A 17,865-nucleotide genomic window follows, 5' to 3' on the forward strand; every position below is an offset into this window, starting at 1 on the left:
CTCAGCCCCTGACGGACTCGGCGATCGCCTTGCCCAGGTCCTCGGTGGTCGCCTTGCCGCCGAGGTCTGGGGTGCGCGGGGCCGTCTCGTCGGCCAGGACGCGTTCGATCGCGCTGACCACGTCGGCACCGGCCTCGGTCAGGCCGAGGTGGTCCAGCATCATCGCCGCCGACCAGATCTGGCCGATCGGGTTGGCGATGCCCCGCCCGGCGATGTCCGGCGCGGAACCGTGCACCGGCTCGAACGTCGACGGGTAGGTGCGTTCGGGGTTGATGTTGCCCGACGGCGCGACCCCGATCGTGCCGGTCACGCCCGGCCCGAGGTCGGACAGGATGTCGCCGAAGAGGTTGCTGGCGACCACCACGTCGAAGCGCTCCGGTGACATCACGAACCGGGCGCACAGGATGTCGATGTGGTCCTGGTCGACGGTGACGTCCGGGTACTCCGCGGCGATCGCGGCGAACCGCTCGTCCCAGTAGGGCATCGAGTGGTAGATGCCGTTGGACTTGGTCGCCGAGGTGACGTGCGGCTTGCCGAGCTGGCGCGCCAGCTCGAACGCGTAGCGCATGATCCGGTCGGTGCCGTGCCGGGTGAAGGCCGCGGTCTGCAGCACCATCTCGGTCGGGGTGCCCTCGCCCTGCCGGCCGCCCAGCTGCGAGTACTCGCCCTCGGTGTTCTCCCGGACCACCCAGAAGTCGATGTCGCCGGGCTGCTTGTCGCGCACCGGCGGCGTCACACCCGGCAGCAACCGCACCGGCCGCAGGTTGACGTACTGGTCGAACTCGCGCCGGATCGGCAGCAGCAGGCCCCACAGCGAGATGTGGTCGGGCACGCCGGGCCAGCCGACCGCGCCGAGCAGGATCGAGTCGTGGTCGCGCAACCGGTCCAGCCCGTCGGCGGGCATCATCGCGCCGGTGCTCTTGTAGGTCTCACAGCTCCAGTCGAAGTGCTGGTAGGCGAACCGCACGCCGTACTTCGCGCCGACCACGTCGAGCACGCGCAACGCCTCGGGCATGACCTCGTTGCCGATCCCGTCACCGGGCAGCACCGCGAGTTCGTACTGCTGCACTCTCCACCTCGTCCCTCGAAGATCACGTTCCCGGTGGTCATCTAACGCCCGCGCATGCGGCGGGCCAAGAGCTGAGCACCTATCTGTGGTCTTTGTCTTTGAAGCGGCGCAGCCGCTTAGCCCACCCTCGACGCTGGCACCGCCGCGGGTTCTCAGCGTTCGTCTGGCGAGGACAGCTCCGACGCCGTGTATTTGGCCATACGTAAGGAGGAGATCCCGGAGTCAGGCGGGCGCTGAGGTTCCGCTACCTGCACCGCAACGCAAAACGAGTTTGGAAACAGGCTTTAGCGCGAATCGTCGGTGGCATCACGGCAGGGAAGGGACTACGAATGAGCGCGTGGATGCGGCACGGGCACTGCGCGAGATCGCCTTCTGGCTGGAACGGGCCGATGCGCCGACCTTCCGGGTCCGGGCGTTCCGGCGCGCGGCCGCGGTCGTCGACGAGCTGCCGGACCTGGACGAACGGGTGGCGTCGAGGCGGTTGACGGCGTTGGAGGGCATCGGCAGGACGACCGCGTCCGTCATCGAGGAAGCCCACCGCGGCGAGACCCCCGAATACCTGGCTCGGCTTCGATCCGAAGTGGACGTCCCAGAGCGCGGCTCGGAACTGCGGGCTGCGCTGCGCGGCGATTGCCACTCGCATTCGGACTGGTCGGACGGTGGGAGCCCGATCGCCGAGATGGCCGCCACGGCCCGTGACCTCGGCCACGAGTGGATAGCGTTGACGGACCACTCGCCGCGCCTGAAGGTGGCCCGCGGCCTGTCGGCGGACCGGCTGCGCGAGCAGCTGGACGTCGTCGCCGAGCTCAACAAGCGCCTCGCCCCGTTCCGCATCCTGACCGGCATCGAGGTCGACATCCTCTCCGACGGTTCGCTGGACCAGGAGGAAGAGCTATTGGCCCAGCTCGACGTGGTGGTGGCCAGCGCGCACTCCGAACTGCGGATGGCCTCCGCCGAGATGACCCGACGGCTGTGCTCGGCGGTGGCCAACCCGCACGTGGACGTGCTCGGACACTGCACCGGCCGGCTGATCGGGGAGAAGAAGCGCTCGCAGTCGACCTTCGACGCGACCGCCGTGTTCCAGGCGTGCCGGGACAACGGTGTCGCCATCGAGATCAACTCCCGCCCGGACCGGCTGGACCCGCCCCACGACCTGATCCGCCTCGCCGTCGACACCGGCTGCCTGTTCAGCATCGATTCCGACGCGCACGCGCCCGGCCAGCTGGACTGGTTGTCCTACGGCTGCGCCCGCGCGCAGGAGTGCGGAGTGACCCCGGACCGGGTGCTCAACACGCGCACCGCCGACCAGTTGCGCTGATCACGTTCAAGAGATCGAACAGCAACATTTAGATGAATATTCAAACATTTCGGGCGTATGCTGGCGGGGTGACCGAACCCAGATGGCTCAGCGGCGAGGAGCAGTGCACGTGGCGGAAGTTGGCCACGCTGATGACGGTCATCCCGGCCCAGCTCGACGGGCAGCTGCAACGGGACTCCGGGCTGACCCACTTCGGCTACTGGGTGCTGGCGATGCTCTCCGAACACCCTGACCGCGCGTTGCGGATGAGCGAGCTGGCGGCGCGCTCCAACGCCTCGCCGTCGCGGGTCTCGCACGTGATCGCGAGGTTGGAGAAGGAGGGCTGGGTGCGTCGGCAGCGCGCCACCAGCGACGGCCGGGGCAACGTAGCCGAGCTCACCGACGCCGGTTACGAGAAGGTCGTCGAGACCGCCCCGGGGCACGTGGAGAAGGTCCGCGACCTGATCTTCGACGGGCTCACCGACGCCCAGATGCGCCAGCTCAACGTGCTGTGCACGGCGATACTGGCGCACCTGGACCCCGAGGGTGAGCTCATCACGGCCCCGCCCCAGGAGTGATCAAGCGGCTTCTTCGGTGTCCGCCTGCTGCGCGAACTGGGTGCGGTAGAGCTCGGCGTAGAGACCGTCGCGGGCCAGCAGATCGGCGTGCGTGCCGTCCTCGGCGATGCGTCCGCCGGAGATGACCAGGATCCGGTCCGCCTCGCGGATCGTGGACAGCCGGTGTGCGATGACCAGCGCGGTCCGCCCGGACAGCGCCGTTCGCAACGCCTCCTGGACCGCTGCCTCCGATTCCGAGTCCAGGTGCGCGGTCGCCTCGTCCAGCACCACGACCGGCGGCGCCTTCAGCAGCAGGCGGGCGATCGCCAGCCGCTGCTTTTCTCCGCCGGAGAGCCGGTAGCCGCGATCGCCGACCACGGTGTCCAGGCCTTCGGGCAGCGTCGCGACGAGGTGGCCCAGCTGTGCGGTGTGCAGCGCTTCGGTGAGCTCCTCGTCAGTGGCCTCGGGCCGGGCGAAGGCCAGGTTGGCGCGGATGCTGTCGTGGAACATGTGCGGGTCTTGGGTGACCACGCCGACGGTGCGGTACAGCGAGGTCAGCGAGACGTCGCGGACGTCGGCGCCGCCGATGCGCACCGAACCGGAGTCAACGTCGTAGAGCCGCCCGGCCAGGTTGGTGATGGTCGTCTTGCCCGCGCCGGAGTGCCCGACCAGCGCGATCGTCTGACCCGGTTCGGCGTGGAAGGAGATGTCGTGCAGCACGTCGTGCGCGGGCGAGTTGTCCTGCCGGGCCACCGACTCCAGCGAGGCCAGCGAAACCTCGCTGGCGGCCGGGTAGCGGAAGGAAACGTGGTCGAACTCCACGTCGGAGGCGTTGGCGGGCAGCTCGGCGGCGTCCGGCTTCTCCTGGATCATCGGGCGCAGGTCCAGCACCTCGAAGACCCGGTCGAAGCTGACCAACGCGGTCATCACGTCCACGTGCACGTTCGACAGCGCGGTCAGCGGACCGTAGAGCCTGGTCAGCAAGGTGGCCAGCGCGACCAGGGTGCCGAGCTGCAGCGCCCCGGTCAGCACCAGACCGCCGCCCAGCCCGTACACCACCGCGGTGGCCAGTGCGGCCAGCAGCGTCAGCGCCACGAAGAACACCCGGCTGTACATCGCCGAGATCACGCCCATGTCGCGCACCCGCGCGGCTCGCGCGGAGAACTGCGCGGCCTCCTCGTCGGCGCGGCCGTACAGCTTTGCCAGCATCGCCCCGGCCACGCCGAAGCGCTCGGTCATCAACGAGCTCATCTCGGCGTCGACCTTCATCTGCTCCCGCGTGATGCGCTGCAACCGCCGCCCGATCCAGCGCACCGGCAGCAGGAACAGCGGCAGCAGCGCCAGCGCGATCAGGGTGATCTGCCAGGACAGCGTGAACATGGTGGCCAGCACCAGCACCAGGCTCAGCACGTTGGACACCACCGAGGACAACGTGCTGGTCAGCGCCCGCTGCGCGCCGATGACGTCGTTGTTGAGCCGGCTGACCAGCGCCCCGGTCTGGGCGCGGACGAAGAACGCCACCGGCATTCGCTGCACGTGGTCGAAGACCTCCGAGCGCAGGTCGTAGATCAACCCCTCGCCGAGGCGCGCGGAGTACCAGCGCTGCAGCAGCGAGAACACGGCGTCCAGCAGCGCGACCCCGGCGACCGCGACCGACAGCCAGACCACCAGCGACATGTTCCGCGGCACGATGCCGTCGTCGATGATGGCCTTGAACAGCAGCGGGTTGATGATGCCGAGCACTGCGGCGAGCATGACCAGCACCAGGAACGGCACGATGTCGCGCAGGTACGGCCGGGCGTAGCGCAAGATGCGCCGAGCCAGCCCGGGTGACAGCCGTTGCCTGGTCACCGATCCATCGCTGGCGTACGAGCGCATCGTCTGCCAGCTCACCGTTGTGTCCACAACCCCTCCAAAAAGCGCGCTGAGCGTTGATGACATCCTCAGACTTCGCGTTAGGTCGAAGTCAACACCGCCGGACGATGTCCGATTCCCGCGAGGAACATCACCCGGGTGTCGCAGCGGCTCGCGCGGGCGGAAAACTTGAACAAACCTTCGCGTACGTTACTCTGTGCGCTGTCTCGGGCACTTTCCGAATTCGGCGCGGGGGCAGGTTTGGGGGGCAGTGACGGCTCGGATGGGAGCGAGTGGGTGTTGAGCGGCACTTCGGCCGGGGGTGGCCGGTGACGGTTTCCGAGCTGGATGCCACCCGCATCCCGCTGCGGGTGGCGGATCGGTTCTTCCTGGCCGCGCACACCGGAGGGCAGCGGATCTCGCCGAGGGTGGACAGCGCGCTGGTGTCGCTGGGGTGCGCTGCCGGGCTGCTCGCCGAGCTGATCCTGGAAGAGGAGATCGCGGTCACGCCCAACGTGCGGCCCAGCGGCCGGGGGCGCTGCCCGGACTTCCTGTCCTGGGCGGTCCTGCGCGAGATCCGCGAGGAGCCCGGCCACGACCTGCGCACCTGGCTGGACTACCTCGGCCAGGCCGCCGCGGAGAAGGTCCGCGCCCGGCTGGTCATCATCGACGTGCTGCGCGAAGTGCCGGTCTCGGCTGGCTGGCGCGGTGGCACGGCCTCGGCGTGGCGGTTGGCCGACACCGGCGTGACCAGCCCGGAAGCCGTGCTGGAGCTGCTGTTCACCAGCGCTGAGACAGCTACTGGCAACGGCATGATCACCGTGCCGGAGCGCCTCGCCGAGATCACCTTCGCGCTGCTGGCGCGCGAGACTGGGGTGGTCCGCAACGTGCGATTGCCCAAGAACGTCGCGCGGCAAGGCGACTTCCGGATGAAGTCCTGGCAGAAGCGCGTTCCCGGCCCGCTGCGCAACCTGATTGCCGAAGTCGCCGCCGCGCGCGGCCAGTCGGCGATCACGCCCAGACATTAGATTCCGCAAACCCCGCGAAGGAGCGAGCTGTTGCCACCGTCCAAAGTGTCCGCCGCACTGGCCCGCGCTCGACTGGGTGTCACGTCGATCGTGTTCTTCACGGTCGCCGCGGCTGCACCGGAAACCGTCGTCGGCGGGGGAGCGGTTAGCGGCTTCGCGGTCTCCGGGGTGACCGGGATCCCGCTGGGCTACCTGGCGATAGCCCTGGTCCTCGGCCTGTTCGCGATCGGCTACGTCACGATGTCGCGGCACGTGGAGAACGCCGGTGCCTTCTACGCCTACATCGCCAAGGGGCTGGGCCGGGTGGCCGGAACCGGGGCGGGCGCGGTGGCGCTGGTGTCGTACCTGATGATCCTGGTCAGCCTCGCGGGCGGTCTCGGCGTCGGGGCGTCGGACTTCCTGCACCAGGTCAGCGGAGCGTCCGTGCCGTGGTGGGTGTTCGCCGGATGCGGTCTGGCCGCGGTAGCGGTGCTCGGCGTGCTGCGCATCGACGTCAACGGCCGGGTGCTGGGCGTGCTGCTGCTGGCCGAGGTGGCGATCATCCTGATCTACGACACGTCGTTCGTCTCGGCGCCGTCCCCGGCTGGCGTCGTGCTGGACACGCTCAACCCCGGGCAGCTGATGACCGGTGCGGCCGGGGTCATCCTGGTCATCGCCTTCACCGGCTTCATCGGGTTCGAGAACTCCACCGTGCTGGCCGAAGAGGCGAAGAACCCGCGCACGGTGATCTACGCGACCTACATCTCGCTGGTGGTCATCGGCGGGCTGTACTCGCTGTCGACGTGGGCGATGACAGTGGCTACCGGACCGGGCAACATAGTCTCGCAGGCCGAAACCCACTCCACGGAACTGCTTTTCGTGCTCGCCGCACAGCGCCTGCCGAGCACTCTGGTGACCATCGGCTCGGCGCTGTACGTCACGAGCCTGTTCGCCGCGATGTTGTCGTTCCACCACGTCTGCTCCCGCTACTTCTTCGCGCTGGGCCGCGAAGGCGTCGGCCTGCGCTGGTGGGGCACCACCAGCTCGCGCACCGCGGCCCCGGCGGCGGGTTCGCTGACCACCACCGCGATCTCGATCGTCGTGGTGGCGCTGGTGGCGGTCACCGGGATCGACCCGATCACCTACCTGTTCTTCTGGGGCGCTTCCGCCGGCGCGCTCGGGGTGCTGTCGCTGGTGATGCTGACCTCGGTGGCGGTCCTCGGCTACTTCCTGAGCAACCGGGACCACGAGCACAGCCGCTGGCGAACCCTGGTCGCGCCCGCGATCGCGGCGCTGGTGCTGGCCGTGGTCCTGTTGCTGACCGTGATCTCGTTCGGCACGGTGCTCGGCGTCGAGGACGGCGACCCGGCCGCGTGGGCACTTCCGCTGGGCTTCCTGGTGGTGTTCGCGCTTGGCGCGACCTGGGGTGCGGTCCTGAAACGCACCCGCCCGTGGGCGTACGCGCGCATCGGCCTGGGTGCGCGTGCTGCGGCCGTGCAGCTGGGGAAGGAGGCCGCGGGTGTCCGATGAGGACGTATGCGTCCGGACGTTGCTGCGTGCCTTCGGCGACGACGAGTTCGCTTGCTGGCTGCTACCGGACCAGCAGCAGCGCCACCACGTGTACCGCAACTGGTTCGGCATGGTCTTGCAGCACGCGGAGCAGCACGGCGAGGTGATCGTCGGCGCCGAAGGCCTGGCGGTGCAGGTCTGGCTCGACGGCCATCACGGACCGCCGAGCATCCTCGACGAGGAAGGCGAACGCCGCCTGGCCGAACTCGCCGGTCCGCGCACGGCGCGCTTCCGCGAGTTCGGCGAGCTCACCGCCGCCAACCACCCGACGGAACCGCACCAGTACCTGGCGATGGTCGCGGTCGACCCGTCGGTGCAGTCCACCGGAATCGGCGGCCGAGAACTGCGAAAAGCCGTGACCAGGTGGGACGCCGAAGGTCAACCGTCCTATCTGGAGGCCAGCAGCACCCGCAGCCGGAACCTCTACCTGCGCCTGGGCTTCCGAGACATCGGCACTCCGATGATCCTCCCGCACGACGGCCCCACCATGTACCCGATGTGGCGCGACGCGGAGTCCTAGGTTTCGGTGCCGACGTAGTTGAACTCCCAGGTTCCGTCTGGGCCTCGGCGGCCGCGTTCGTAGGCGAGTTGGGGTGGCACGGCTTGGGCATTGCGGGCGCGGGCCGGCAGCGTGATCCGCGGGATCGGTTTTCCCGAATCGTCCGCCGGCGCGTTGACTTCGTGCCCGTCGTGCGGGCCACCCCGCAGCCGAACCCTGATGTCTGGCAAAACGAAACTCCCTCCAGAAGTGATCGACACCACTACGACCGGTGCGCCCGGAACATCGGTTCCCGGTGTCACTTGATCGTGTGGTGAGGGAGGTGCTCAGATCATCTCGGTGATCCCCGGTTCCATGCCGAGGAGTGCGCGGCCGAAGATCTCGGCGTTGGACGCCGGGTGGGCGAGTGCGTGCCGGGACGCCGTCTCGATGTCGCGGACGATGGCGTGCAGCGGATCCCGCTCCGACATCGCTCCCGCTCCGTAGGCGTTCACCAGTGCCTGGACGGCTTCCCGGCACTGCTGGAGCGCGAAGCTGGAGTGCTGTCGGATCCGGGCGCGCTCCAGCAGGTCCGGATGCGTTCCGGCACGTGCATGTCCGTCGACGGCGGCGGCCGACTGGTGCGCGATCATCCGCGCCGCGTCGATCTTGGTGGCAGCGTCGGCCACCGCCAGCTGGAAACCGGTCGAGTCGAGCTGGCGCTCGTAGCTGGTGAACGCGATGGACCGCCGACCGGCGTGCGAAACCACGTGCTCCAGGGCCTGTTCGGCCATCCCGAGCATCGGCGCGATAAGGACGGTGGCCAGCGTGGGCACCAGCGCGGTCCGGTACCTCGGGGAGTCGTTCTCGGCGCTGGGGAACTCGCCGCGCGTCGCGGGACCGCGGTGCATCACCCGGTGATCGGGGATGAACACGTCCTCGCCGACGAGCATGTTGCTGCCGGTTCCGCGCATGCCGAGGGTGAACCAGGTGTCCTCGATGCTCAGCTCGCGCATCGGCACCAGGCCGAACGCGGCGCCATGCTCCGGCAGCGCCATGCCGAGCATCGCCCACTCCGAATGCAGGCAGCCGGAGGCCGGTGCCCACCTGCCGCTGACCAGCCAGCCGCCGTCGGTCCGGCGGGCTCGGGTCTTCGGCGTGAGGACCTGGCAGATCTTGGTGTCCGGGTCGGGGCCGAAGACCTCCTGCTGGGCCTTGTCCGGGAATAGCCCGGTCAGCCAGTCGCCGCAGCCGAGGATCATGACCAGCCAGCCCGCCGACGCATCGCCCTTGGTGATCTCCGCTGTGGCGTCGACGAGCGTGCGCATGTCGAGTTCGGAACCGCCGAAGCGGCGCGGAACCCAGGCGCGGAACAAGCCCGCCCCGTCCAGCGCTGCGATCGTCTCGCCGGCCAGCTGGCGCCGCTGCTCGCCTTCGTCGCGATGCGACGCCAGCTGATCGTGCAATGCCGCCGCTCGCGCGACGACGTCCGGCTGCGACTCCAACGGCGCGTCGGCCTCCACGATCGACTCCTTCAGTCACACGTCTAGGTGATCAGTGTGCCTGCAATTCAGCAGGGGAGTGCCACGTGGTCCGCAGCTGTTAGTTAATTCCTAACGCGTATCCGGGGTGACCAGGACGTGGAGGGTTCGCGGTCCGTGCACGCCTTCGACGCGGTTGAGCTCGATGTCGCTGGTGGCGGACGGGCCGCTGATGAAGGTCATCGGCCGCGTCGGGTCGAGTCGCCGCAGTCCCTCCGGGACGTCGTCGGCGACCTGCGACTCGAAGACCACGCAGATGTGCACGTCCGGCACCAGGGTCACCGCTCGATGTCCTTGCCCTGGACCGTGGTCGAGCACAATGGTGCCGGTGGAGGCGATGCCCACCACGGCTGTGGTGATCGTCGCGTCGACGCGCTCCAAGCCGGTCGTGTCGATGCCATCTCCGTCCTCCACGTGCTCGAACTCGCTGTTCAGGGCCTCGTACCACGCCTGTGGTACCCCAGTTGGGGCAAGCACTCTGCGAGCTCCGACGCCGCGCGCGGCGGCCACGATCGCGGCGGTGAGCTCGCCCGGCGCGACCCGGTCCACAGTGGCCCGGTAGTCGGCGACCCGTTCGCAGAACATGCCCACCAGATCGTCCGCCGGGCGGTGTTCCCGGTAGCGCCGCGGGACGTCCTCCGGCGACGTCCGCTCGGTGCCCGCGAGGGCCGAGCGCACGCGGCCCAGGATCTCCGCACGTGCCGAACTGCCCGCGCTCATCACGCATCGCCCCCTCGGTTGCGTTCCCACCAGGTTCGGAAAGACTCTTCCGCCGGCGCCGGTGCATCGCGCGCATCGGTCCACCGCGACAGCGGCGGAGGCAGGCGGCCGATGGTGCCCTTGCGGCCGATCACCTTCCGGCTCAACGACGCCACCTTCTGCGCGGCGCCCAACCGCTTGGCATCGCCCAGCACCCAGGACGCCAGGCTCATCAGCGCGTCCATCGGCTTCGACTGCCAGCCGCTGTGCTCCTCGACCACGCGGGTCCGCAGGTGCACCAGCAGATCCGGGATGTTGATCGCGACCGGGCACACGTCGTAGCAAGCCCCGCACAGCGAGGAGGCATAAGGCAGCGACTTGTCCACTTCGGACGTAATGCCGCGCAACTGCGGCGTCAGCACCGCGCCGATCGGACCGGGGTAGACCGAACCGTAGGCGTGGCCGCCGGTGCGCTCGTAGACCGGGCACACGTTCAGGCAGGCCGAGCAACGGATGCAGCGCAGCGCCTGGCGGCCGATCTCGTCGGCGAGGGCGTTGGTGCGGCCGTTGTCCAGCAGCACCACGTGGAACTGCTGCGGTCCGTCGCCGGGCGTGACGCCGGTCCAGGTCGAGGTGTAGGGGTTCATCCGCTCGCCAGTGCTGGACCGCGGCAGCAGCTGCAGGAAGACCTCCAGGTCCTGCCAGCTCGGCACCAGCTTCTCGATCCCGACGACGCTGATCAGCGTTTCCGGCAGCGTCAGGCACATCCGGCCGTTGCCCTCGGACTCCACCACGACCAGCGTGCCGGTGTCGGCGACCGCGAAGTTCGCGCCGGAGACGGCGACCTTGGCCCGCAGGAACTTCTCCCGCAGATGGCGGCGCGCCGCTTCGGCCAACCGGGCGGGCTCGTCGGTGAGGTCCTCCGGGGCGGGAGTGCCGACCTTGCCCATCTCCTGCTGGAAGATCTCCCGGATCTCCGCGCGGTTGCGGTGGATCGCGGGCACCAGGATGTGGCTCGGCGTGTCGTGTCCTAGCTGGACGATCAGCTCCGCCAGGTCGGTCTCCCAGGCGTCGATCCCGGCGTCCTGCAACGCCTCGTTGAGCTCGATCTCCTGGGTGGCCATCGACTTGACCTTGACGACTTCGCGTTCCCCGGTGGCGCGCACCAGGTCCACCACGATGCGGTTGGCCTCCTCGGCGTCGCGGGCCCAGTGCACGGTGCCACCGGAGGCGGTGACCGCTTCCTCGAACTGCTCGAGGTAGGTGTCCAAGTTGGACAGGGTGTGGGTCTTGATCGCCGCGCCCGCCTCGCGCAGCTGCGCCCAGTCGTCCAGTTCGCCGACGACTTCGGCGCGCTTGTGCCGGATCGTGGAGGTGGCGTTGGCGAGGTTGTGCCGCAGCTGCGAGTTGGCCAGCTCCTGCTTGGCCGCCTGCGGGAACGCGGGCATGCCCAGGTAAGTTCCGGTCACCGGTCGGTTCCTTCCGTGCTGGCCAGGATCTCGGCGAGGTGCATCACCCGGATTCCGGAGCGCTGCCGGGACAGCAGTCCGCCGATGTGCATCAGGCACGAGTTGTCCCCGGCGCAGAGCACCTCGGCGTCGGTTTCCCGGACGTGCCGCGCCTTGTCAGCGCCCATCGCCACCGACACGTCCGGGTTCTTCAGCGCGAACGTGCCGCCGAACCCGCAGCACTGCTCCGCCGCGGGCAGCTCGACCAGCTCCAGCGAACGGACCGCGCGCAGCAGCTGCAGCGGGTGGTCGCCGACCCGCAACAGCCGGGCGGAGTGGCAGGTCGGGTGGTAGGTGACCCGGTGCGGGAAGTACGCGCCGACGTCGGCCACGCCGAGCACGTCCACCAGGAACTCCGACAGCTCGTGCACCTTCGGGGCCACCTGCGCGACCGCGCGGCTGAGCTTCTCGTCGCCGTCGGCGACCATCGCGTGCTGGTGGCGCACCGAGGCCACGCACGATCCGGACGGGGCGACGACGGCGTCGTAGTCGGTGAAGGCGTCCACGAAGGTCCGCACCGAGGACTTCGCCTGCTTGCGGTACCCGGTGTTGGTGTGCATCTGCCCGCAGCAGGTCTGCGTGGCGGGGAACTCCACCTCGCAGCCGAGCCGCTCCAAGACCTGCACGGTCGCCTTCGGCGCTGCCGGGAACATCGTGTCCCCGAGGCAGGTTGCGAACAGCGCCACCCTCATGCCACATCACCTCGTTCGGATTCGTGCACCGTGGAAGCATCCACGACCAGCCGTTGGACTGCAGGAAGACCAGCGCACAGGGTCAGCAGCAGCCCGATGCTCCACTCCGGCTTTCGCCGTTGACCTTTCTATGGTCAGACCAAGAACTGGCGTACCATAAAGATCGCTCGTGGGGTTTGTAAAGGGGGGTCCGTGACCGGCTCGGAGAACGGGGAAAACGCAGGTTGGCGGCCGGTCGCCCGGACGCGCACCTACGAGCTGGTCATCGACCGCATCGAGGAGCAGATCGTCAGCGGCCAGCTCGGCGTCGGGGACCGCTTGCCGCCGGAGCGGGATCTAGCGCAGATGCTCGGTGTGAGCCGCGCGGCGGTGCGCGAGGCGTTCCGCGCGCTGGAAGCCCAGGGTGTGCTGCGGATGGCGGTGGGCACCGGCCCGGACTCCGGCACGACGGTCGCCGCGCTGCCGAGTCAAGCTCTGACCAGGCTGCTTCGGCTGCACGTGGCGCTGGCGAACTTCCCGGTGGCCGACGTCGTGCGAGCGCGGGTCATGCTGGAGCGCGAGAGCGCGCGCAACGCTGCGCAGCGCGCCACCGAGGCCGAACTCGACGAGCTGCGCGCGCTGCTGGACGAGATGGAGTCGCCGGACTGCGACCGGGAGCGGTTCAACGACCTGGACACCCAGTTCCACGTCGCCATCGCCGAAGCCGGTGGCAACCGGCTGGTCGCGGACATGACGATCGCCATCCGCGAATCGCTGCGCCGTCCGCTGCTGGCCGCCTTCGACGACCTCGGCGACGAGTGGTTCCCGATCGCTGACGGCCTGCGCCACGACCACCGCCTGATCCACCAGGCGCTGGCCGCCGGTGATTCCACCGAAGCAGAAGAGCAGGTCGAGCGGCACATCCGCAGCTTCTACCGCAGCGCCTGGCGGCAAGACCTCGGCTGAGTCAGCGCGAAACCGCGCGGGACGCCGGGGCGACGGAGAGGTCGGCGGCGATGCGCGATGCGGTTTCCAGCAGTGGCGGCAGGAGGTTGGTGCGGGCGTCCTCGGGGCTGGTGCGGGTGGCGTGCGAGGAGATGTTCACCGCCGCCACCACCTTGTTCGCCCGGTCCCGGATCGGCGCGGCGATCGACCGCAGTCCCGCCTCCAGCTCCTGGTCGACCAGCGCCCAGCCCTGCTCGCGGATGCGTGCCAGCTCCTCCCGGAACTGCTCGGGCGTGGTGATGGTGTGCGGACCCAGCGGCGCCAAGTCCACTTCGGACAGGTAGGTGTCCAGTTCGGCCGGCGGCAGATCGGCCAGCAGGACCCGGCCCATCGAGGTGGCGTAGGCGGGGAACCGGGTGCCGATGTTGATCGACACCGTCATGATCCGCGAGGTGGGCACGCGCGCCACGTAGACGATGTCCGGGCCGTCCAGCACGGACACCGACGCGGACTCGTGCACCTTGGCGACCAGGCGCTCGAGGTAGGGCTGGGCGATCTCGGGCAGCGAAATGCTGGACAGGTAGGCGAAACCGAGCTCCAGCACCCGCGGGGTCAGCGCGAACACCCGGCCGTCGGTCCACACGTAACCCAAGTGCACCAGTGTGTGCAGGAACCGCCGGGCCGCCGCGCGCGACAAGTCCGTCGCGCGGGCGACTTCCGATAGCGTCATCTCGGGTTTGGACTCGTCGAACGCGCGGATCACCATGAGCCCACGCGCCAGCGACTGCACGTAACCGCCGCTCGAATCGGACGCGGACTCCATGATGATCCCCCTGCTCAGTCGGACTTCTCGTCACCCAGGATCGTATTGGCGATCGCGAAGGCGCTGTTGGCGCGGGGCACCCCGGCGTAGACCGCGACGTGCATCAGCACCTCGCGGATGTGCTCCGGCGGTACCCCGTTGCGGCGAGCGGCCTTGACGTGCATGGCGAACTCGTCCTCGCAGCCCACCGCGGCCAGGATCGCCAGCGTCAGCATGCTCCGGGTCTGCCGGTCGACGCCGTCGCCGCTCCACAGCTCACCCCAGGCGTAGCGGGTGATGAAGTCCTGGAAGCCCTCGGTGAACGGCGTGATCTTGGAGTTCGCGCGGTCCACGTGCTCGTCGCTGAGCACCTCCCGGCGCACGCCCATGCCCTGCGCGTGGCGGGTTTCGTCGTCGAGACGGTCGGGCATCACAGGCTCCTCGTGAAGTGCTCAAGCAGCAGCCGGTTGACCTCTTCGGGCTGCTCGGCGTTGGCCAGGTGTGCGGCCGGGGACAGCACCTCCACGCGCGCGCCCGCGATGCCGGCGGCGATCTGCTCGGCGTGCGACGGGGGCGTGGCTAGGTCCTCGGCACCGGCGATGACCAGCGTCGGCGAGCTGATCCCGCCGAGCCCGTCCAGCAGGTCCATGTCCGCGATGGCCTCGCAGCATCCCGCGTAGCCCTCGTCGTCGGCGGCGGCGAGCATCCCGCCGAACTTGGCGACGATGTCGTCCCGCTCGGCCAGCGCTGGGGTGAACCACCTCGGCAGCGACGGCTCGACCATCACCGCAGTGCCCTTCTCGTGCACCGTCGTGGCGCGGTCCCGCCACATCGACGCCGGACCGAGGTCGGCGGAGGTGCAGATCAGCGCGAGCCGGTCGATGCGCTCCGGGGTGTTCTCGGCCAACCACATGCCGGTCATGCCGCCCAGCGACACCCCGGCGAAGTGCGCCTTGCGGATGCCCAAGGTGTCCAGCAACGCGAGCACGTCCCCGCCGAGTTGCTGGAGCGTGTACGGGCCGGGACTGCCCGGGGTCGCTCCGTGGCCGCGCTGGTCGTAGCGCAGCACCTGGAACTCCCGCTCCAGCGCCGGAACCTGGTCGTCCCACAGGGTCAGGTCGGTGCCCAGCGAGTTGGACAGCACCACGACCGGGGCGCCTTCGGGCCCGGTCAGCTCGTAGTTGACGTTCACCGATCCTCCAATTCCGCGTGCGCGGTCAGCGCGCGGTCGACGAATGCGGGTGCGGAGCCGAGGTAATCGGCGGGCTCGGTCGCCGCGACGATCTCGTCCTCGGACAGCACGTTTCGAACCCGCTGGTCGGCCAGCAGTTGGGCGCGCAGCGTCGTGCCTTCCTGCACTGCGCGGCGGCACAACCGTCCGACCAGTTCCTGCGCTTCGGTGCGGCCGAGGGAATCCATCAGCCTGCCTGCTGCGCTTTCGGCCATCACCAGGCCGCGGGTCAGGTCGAGGTTGGCCGCCATCTTCTCGGGATGCACCCGCAGTCCGGCGAGCAGCTGCCGGGTCCCCGCGGCAGCGGCGGCGACCAGGCGCAGCAGTTCGGTCAGCGGTTCCCACTCGGACTGCCAAGCACCGGCGGCGCGCTCGTACTCCTGCGGCATCGCCGACAACAGTGTCGCGACCAGGCCCGGCACCCGGCGGGATGCTGCGATGATCAGAACCGCTGACACCGGATTCTGCTTGTGCGGCATGGCCGATGAGCCGCCAGCCTCGCCCTCGGCGAGCTCACCGACCTCGGTCTGCGCGTGCAGTTCGACGTCGAGCGCGATCTTGCCGAGCGCCCCGGTGGCCGTGCCCAGCGTCCCGGCCAGCTCGGCGATGCGAGTGCGATCGGTGTGCCAGGGCACCACCGGTTCGGCCAGCCCGAGCTCGGTCGCGAGCAACCCGACCACCCGGACACCATCGGTGCCCAGCGCGGCCAAAGTCCCCGCCGCTCCGCCGAACTGCACGGCCAGCCGCTCGTGATGGATCCGCTCCAGCGCGATGATCGCCTCGTCGAGCGAGGTCAGCCAACTCGCGCAGCGGTTGCCGAACGTCGTGGGCAGCGCTTGTTGCAACAGCGAGCGGGCGATCATCACGGTGTCGCGGTGCTGCTGCGCGAGGCGTGCGCATTCGTCCGCCGCTGCGCGCAGATCGCCGATGATCAGGCCCAGGACATCGCGCGCGATCAGCATCGCGGCCGTGTCGATCACGTCCTGGCTGGTCGCGCCCCGGTGCACGTGCGGTTTGGCATCGGCGTCCAGCAACGCGGTCAGGTCGCGCACCAGCGCGATCACCGGCGTCGCCGAGGACGCCGCGCGTTCAGCGATCGAGTCGACGTCGAACAGCTCCACGTGGCAGCGCCGGGCGATCTCCTCGGCTGCGGTGACCGGGATGATCCCGGCCTCGGCCTGCGCCGCGGCCAGCGCCGACTCGAAGTCCAGCATCGCCTGCAGCCAGGTCGTGGCGGAGATCCTCTCGGTGGCCGCAGGAGTGCTGAACATCGGCCCGAACAGGCCGTCAGATCGCGAAGAATACGGTTTCGTCATCGCCCTGGATCCGGATGTCGAAGCGGTAGCCCTGGTCGTCCGGGCTCGCCAGCAGCGTGCCCCGGCGAGTCGGATCCACTGTAGACAGGACCGGGTCGGCGACGTTGGCCTGCTCCTCGTCCGGGAAGTAGACGCGGGTCACCACCCGGTTGAGCATGCCGCGGGCCAGCACCGTCACGTTGATGTGCGGAGCTTCGGTCTCCCCGGTCGGCGTCGGCAGCGGGCCGGGCTTGACGGTGCGGAACCAGAACTCGCCGTCGGCGTCGGTGGGGCAACGGCCGAAGCCCTGCCAGGACGAGGAGTCCGGGCGCGGATCGTCGGGGTGGTCGAAGCGGCCCTGCTCATCGGCCTGCCAGATCTCGAGCACGCCGTCCGGGATCGGGTCGCCGTTGCCGTCGACGAGCCGACCGCGCAGCAGGAACGAGCCGGGCATGCCCTCGGCGACGACCTCGGGGCCGTCGGCCCACAGGATCCCGCCGGGCAGGGCGTAGAACGGGCCGACGGTCTGGGACGGCGTCGTGGCCGGGGGAGTCGAAGCACCCATCAGTCGTCGTCCTCCTCTTCCTCGTCCTCGAACACGGTCGCCTGCGATCCGCGCAGCACGACGTCCCACTTGTAGCTCAGCGCCCACTCCGGCACCGTCGTGTCCAGGTCGAAGCGGGAGATCATCCGCTCGCGCGCCTGCTCGTCGCGCACCGAGTTGAAGATCGGGTCCTGGTAGAACAGCGGGTCGCCCGGGAAGTACATCTGGGTGATCAGCCGCTGGGTGAACGCCTGCCCGAACAGCGAGAAGTGGATGTGCGCCGGGCGCCAGGCGTTGTCGTGGTTGCGCCACGGGTAGGCGCCGGGCTTGATGGTGATGAACCGGTAGTTGCCCTCGGCGTCGGTCATGCACCGGCCGGTCCCGGAGAAGTTCGGGTCCAGCGGCGCCGGGTGTCGGTCGCCCTGGTGCAGGTAGCGGCCTGCGGAGTTGGCCTGCCAGATCTCCACCAGCGTGTTGGGAACCGGCTTGCCGTCGGAGTCCAGCACCCGGCCGCTGACGATGATCCGCTCGCCCAACGGCTCCCCGTCGTGCTGGACCGTCAGGTCGTGGTCGTGCTCCGCGCAGCGGTCCTGGCCCAGCAGCGGACCGGTGATCTCGGTGAGGTAGTGCGGCAGGTACTGCAGCGGCTGCTTGGGGTGGCGCAGCGCCGACGAGCGGTACTCGGGGGTGTCCAGCGCCGGGTGGGATTGCTCGTCGTGCCCGTAGCTGGGCAGCGCCAGCCCGGCTGGCGACCGGCTTTCGTAAGTGGTCATCGCAGCTCCTCGTACTCCGAGCGGC

General features: G+C 69.4%; 19 protein-coding genes. 6 read left to right on the forward strand and 13 right to left on the reverse strand.

The genetic code is table 11. The annotated features are described in order from the left end of the window. Window position 1 precedes the first annotated feature (1 nt). Window positions 2-1,069 carry a tartrate dehydrogenase gene (locus ACWCO2_RS12810; protein WP_450127899.1) on the reverse strand — a complete coding sequence of 356 codons (1,068 nt, stop codon included), beginning with the start codon at window positions 1,067-1,069 and terminating at the stop codon, window positions 2-4. A gap of 337 nt (window positions 1,070-1,406) precedes the next feature. Here ACWCO2_RS12810 and ACWCO2_RS12815 point away from each other — a divergent pair, with 337 nt between their 5' ends. Beyond that, a complete protein-coding gene (locus ACWCO2_RS12815) occupies window positions 1,407-2,387 on the forward strand; it encodes a PHP domain-containing protein (RefSeq protein ID WP_450127900.1) in 981 nt (326 codons plus the stop codon). 68 nt (window positions 2,388-2,455) lie between these two features. Further along, window positions 2,456-2,944: a MarR family winged helix-turn-helix transcriptional regulator gene (locus tag ACWCO2_RS12820; protein WP_450127901.1), complete on the forward strand. Its 489-nt coding sequence runs from the start codon at window positions 2,456-2,458 to the stop codon at window positions 2,942-2,944. Here ACWCO2_RS12820 and ACWCO2_RS12825 read toward each other — a convergent pair whose 3' ends face one another. Beyond that, window positions 2,945-4,801: an ABC transporter ATP-binding protein gene (locus tag ACWCO2_RS12825; protein WP_450127996.1), complete on the reverse strand. Its 1,857-nt coding sequence runs from the start codon at window positions 4,799-4,801 to the stop codon at window positions 2,945-2,947. It lies immediately after the preceding gene. A gap of 305 nt (window positions 4,802-5,106) precedes the next feature. On the opposite strand from ACWCO2_RS12825, the gene ACWCO2_RS12830 reads away from it, so the two are divergent. The 3 genes from ACWCO2_RS12830 to ACWCO2_RS12840 are packed head-to-tail and all read left to right on the forward strand — an operon-like array spanning window position 5,107 to window position 7,873. Further along, window positions 5,107-5,805, forward strand: a complete 699-nt coding sequence (locus ACWCO2_RS12830) for a GPP34 family phosphoprotein (RefSeq protein ID WP_450127902.1) — start codon at window positions 5,107-5,109, stop codon at window positions 5,803-5,805. A 30-nt stretch (window positions 5,806-5,835) separates the two neighbouring features. Further along, window positions 5,836-7,314, forward strand: coding sequence for an APC family permease (locus ACWCO2_RS12835; protein WP_450127903.1), 1,479 nt, complete (start codon window positions 5,836-5,838; stop codon window positions 7,312-7,314). Further along, a complete protein-coding gene (locus ACWCO2_RS12840; RefSeq protein WP_450127904.1) occupies window positions 7,304-7,873 on the forward strand; it encodes a GNAT family N-acetyltransferase in 570 nt (189 codons plus the stop codon). Before ACWCO2_RS12835 ends, ACWCO2_RS12840 begins: the two co-directional genes overlap by 11 nt. Here ACWCO2_RS12840 and ACWCO2_RS12845 read toward each other — a convergent pair. The 5 genes from ACWCO2_RS12845 to ACWCO2_RS12865 form a co-directional block, all read right to left on the reverse strand. Further along, a complete protein-coding gene (locus ACWCO2_RS12845; RefSeq protein WP_450127905.1) occupies window positions 7,870-8,082 on the reverse strand; it encodes a hypothetical protein in 213 nt (70 codons plus the stop codon). The genes ACWCO2_RS12840 and ACWCO2_RS12845 overlap by 4 nt on opposite strands. Before the next feature lie 96 nt (window positions 8,083-8,178). Then, window positions 8,179-9,354, reverse strand: a complete 1,176-nt coding sequence (locus tag ACWCO2_RS12850; protein WP_450127906.1) for an acyl-CoA dehydrogenase family protein — start codon at window positions 9,352-9,354, stop codon at window positions 8,179-8,181. Window positions 9,355-9,444: 90 nt separating this feature from the next. After that, window positions 9,445-10,092, reverse strand: a complete 648-nt coding sequence (locus ACWCO2_RS12855) for a LutC/YkgG family protein (protein ID WP_450127907.1) — start codon at window positions 10,090-10,092, stop codon at window positions 9,445-9,447. Next, complete coding sequence (locus ACWCO2_RS12860) at window positions 10,092-11,519, reverse strand: LutB/LldF family L-lactate oxidation iron-sulfur protein (protein ID WP_450127997.1); 1,428 nt, start codon at window positions 11,517-11,519, stop codon at window positions 10,092-10,094. The genes ACWCO2_RS12855 and ACWCO2_RS12860 overlap by 1 nt, the downstream gene beginning before the upstream one ends. 17 nt (window positions 11,520-11,536) lie before the next feature. Beyond that, entirely contained in the window at window positions 11,537-12,271 is a 735-nt protein-coding gene (locus ACWCO2_RS12865; protein WP_450127908.1) for a (Fe-S)-binding protein, read from the reverse strand. A gap of 192 nt (window positions 12,272-12,463) precedes the next feature. Here ACWCO2_RS12865 and ACWCO2_RS12870 point away from each other — a divergent pair, with 192 nt between their 5' ends. Beyond that, window positions 12,464-13,216 (forward strand): FadR/GntR family transcriptional regulator, encoded by a 753-nt coding sequence (locus tag ACWCO2_RS12870; protein WP_450127909.1) that lies wholly within the window; start codon window positions 12,464-12,466, stop codon window positions 13,214-13,216. Between the two features lies 1 nt (window position 13,217). Here ACWCO2_RS12870 and ACWCO2_RS12875 read toward each other — a convergent pair whose 3' ends face one another. From ACWCO2_RS12875 to pcaH, 6 genes are read right to left on the reverse strand one after another with little or no spacing between them, the layout of a single operon-like run. Then, entirely contained in the window at window positions 13,218-14,018 is an 801-nt protein-coding gene (locus ACWCO2_RS12875; protein WP_450127910.1) for an IclR family transcriptional regulator, read from the reverse strand. Between the two features lie 14 nt (window positions 14,019-14,032). Beyond that, complete coding sequence (gene pcaC / locus ACWCO2_RS12880) at window positions 14,033-14,428, reverse strand: 4-carboxymuconolactone decarboxylase (RefSeq protein ID WP_450127911.1); 396 nt, start codon at window positions 14,426-14,428, stop codon at window positions 14,033-14,035. Beyond that, window positions 14,428-15,189, reverse strand: coding sequence for a 3-oxoadipate enol-lactonase (gene pcaD / locus ACWCO2_RS12885; protein ID WP_450127912.1), 762 nt, complete (start codon window positions 15,187-15,189; stop codon window positions 14,428-14,430). The genes pcaC and pcaD overlap by 1 nt, the downstream gene beginning before the upstream one ends. Further along, window positions 15,186-16,499: a 3-carboxy-cis,cis-muconate cycloisomerase gene (pcaB, locus tag ACWCO2_RS12890; protein ID WP_450127913.1), complete on the reverse strand. Its 1,314-nt coding sequence runs from the start codon at window positions 16,497-16,499 to the stop codon at window positions 15,186-15,188. Before pcaB ends, pcaD begins: the two co-directional genes overlap by 4 nt. 16 nt (window positions 16,500-16,515) lie before the next feature. Next, window positions 16,516-17,088, reverse strand: coding sequence for a protocatechuate 3,4-dioxygenase subunit alpha (pcaG, locus tag ACWCO2_RS12895; RefSeq protein ID WP_450127914.1), 573 nt, complete (start codon window positions 17,086-17,088; stop codon window positions 16,516-16,518). Beyond that, complete coding sequence (gene pcaH, locus ACWCO2_RS12900; RefSeq protein ID WP_450127915.1) at window positions 17,088-17,840, reverse strand: protocatechuate 3,4-dioxygenase subunit beta; 753 nt, start codon at window positions 17,838-17,840, stop codon at window positions 17,088-17,090. Before pcaH ends, pcaG begins: the two co-directional genes overlap by 1 nt. Window positions 17,841-17,865 lie beyond the last annotated feature (25 nt).

This window comes from Saccharopolyspora sp. NPDC002376, assembly GCF_053593195.1.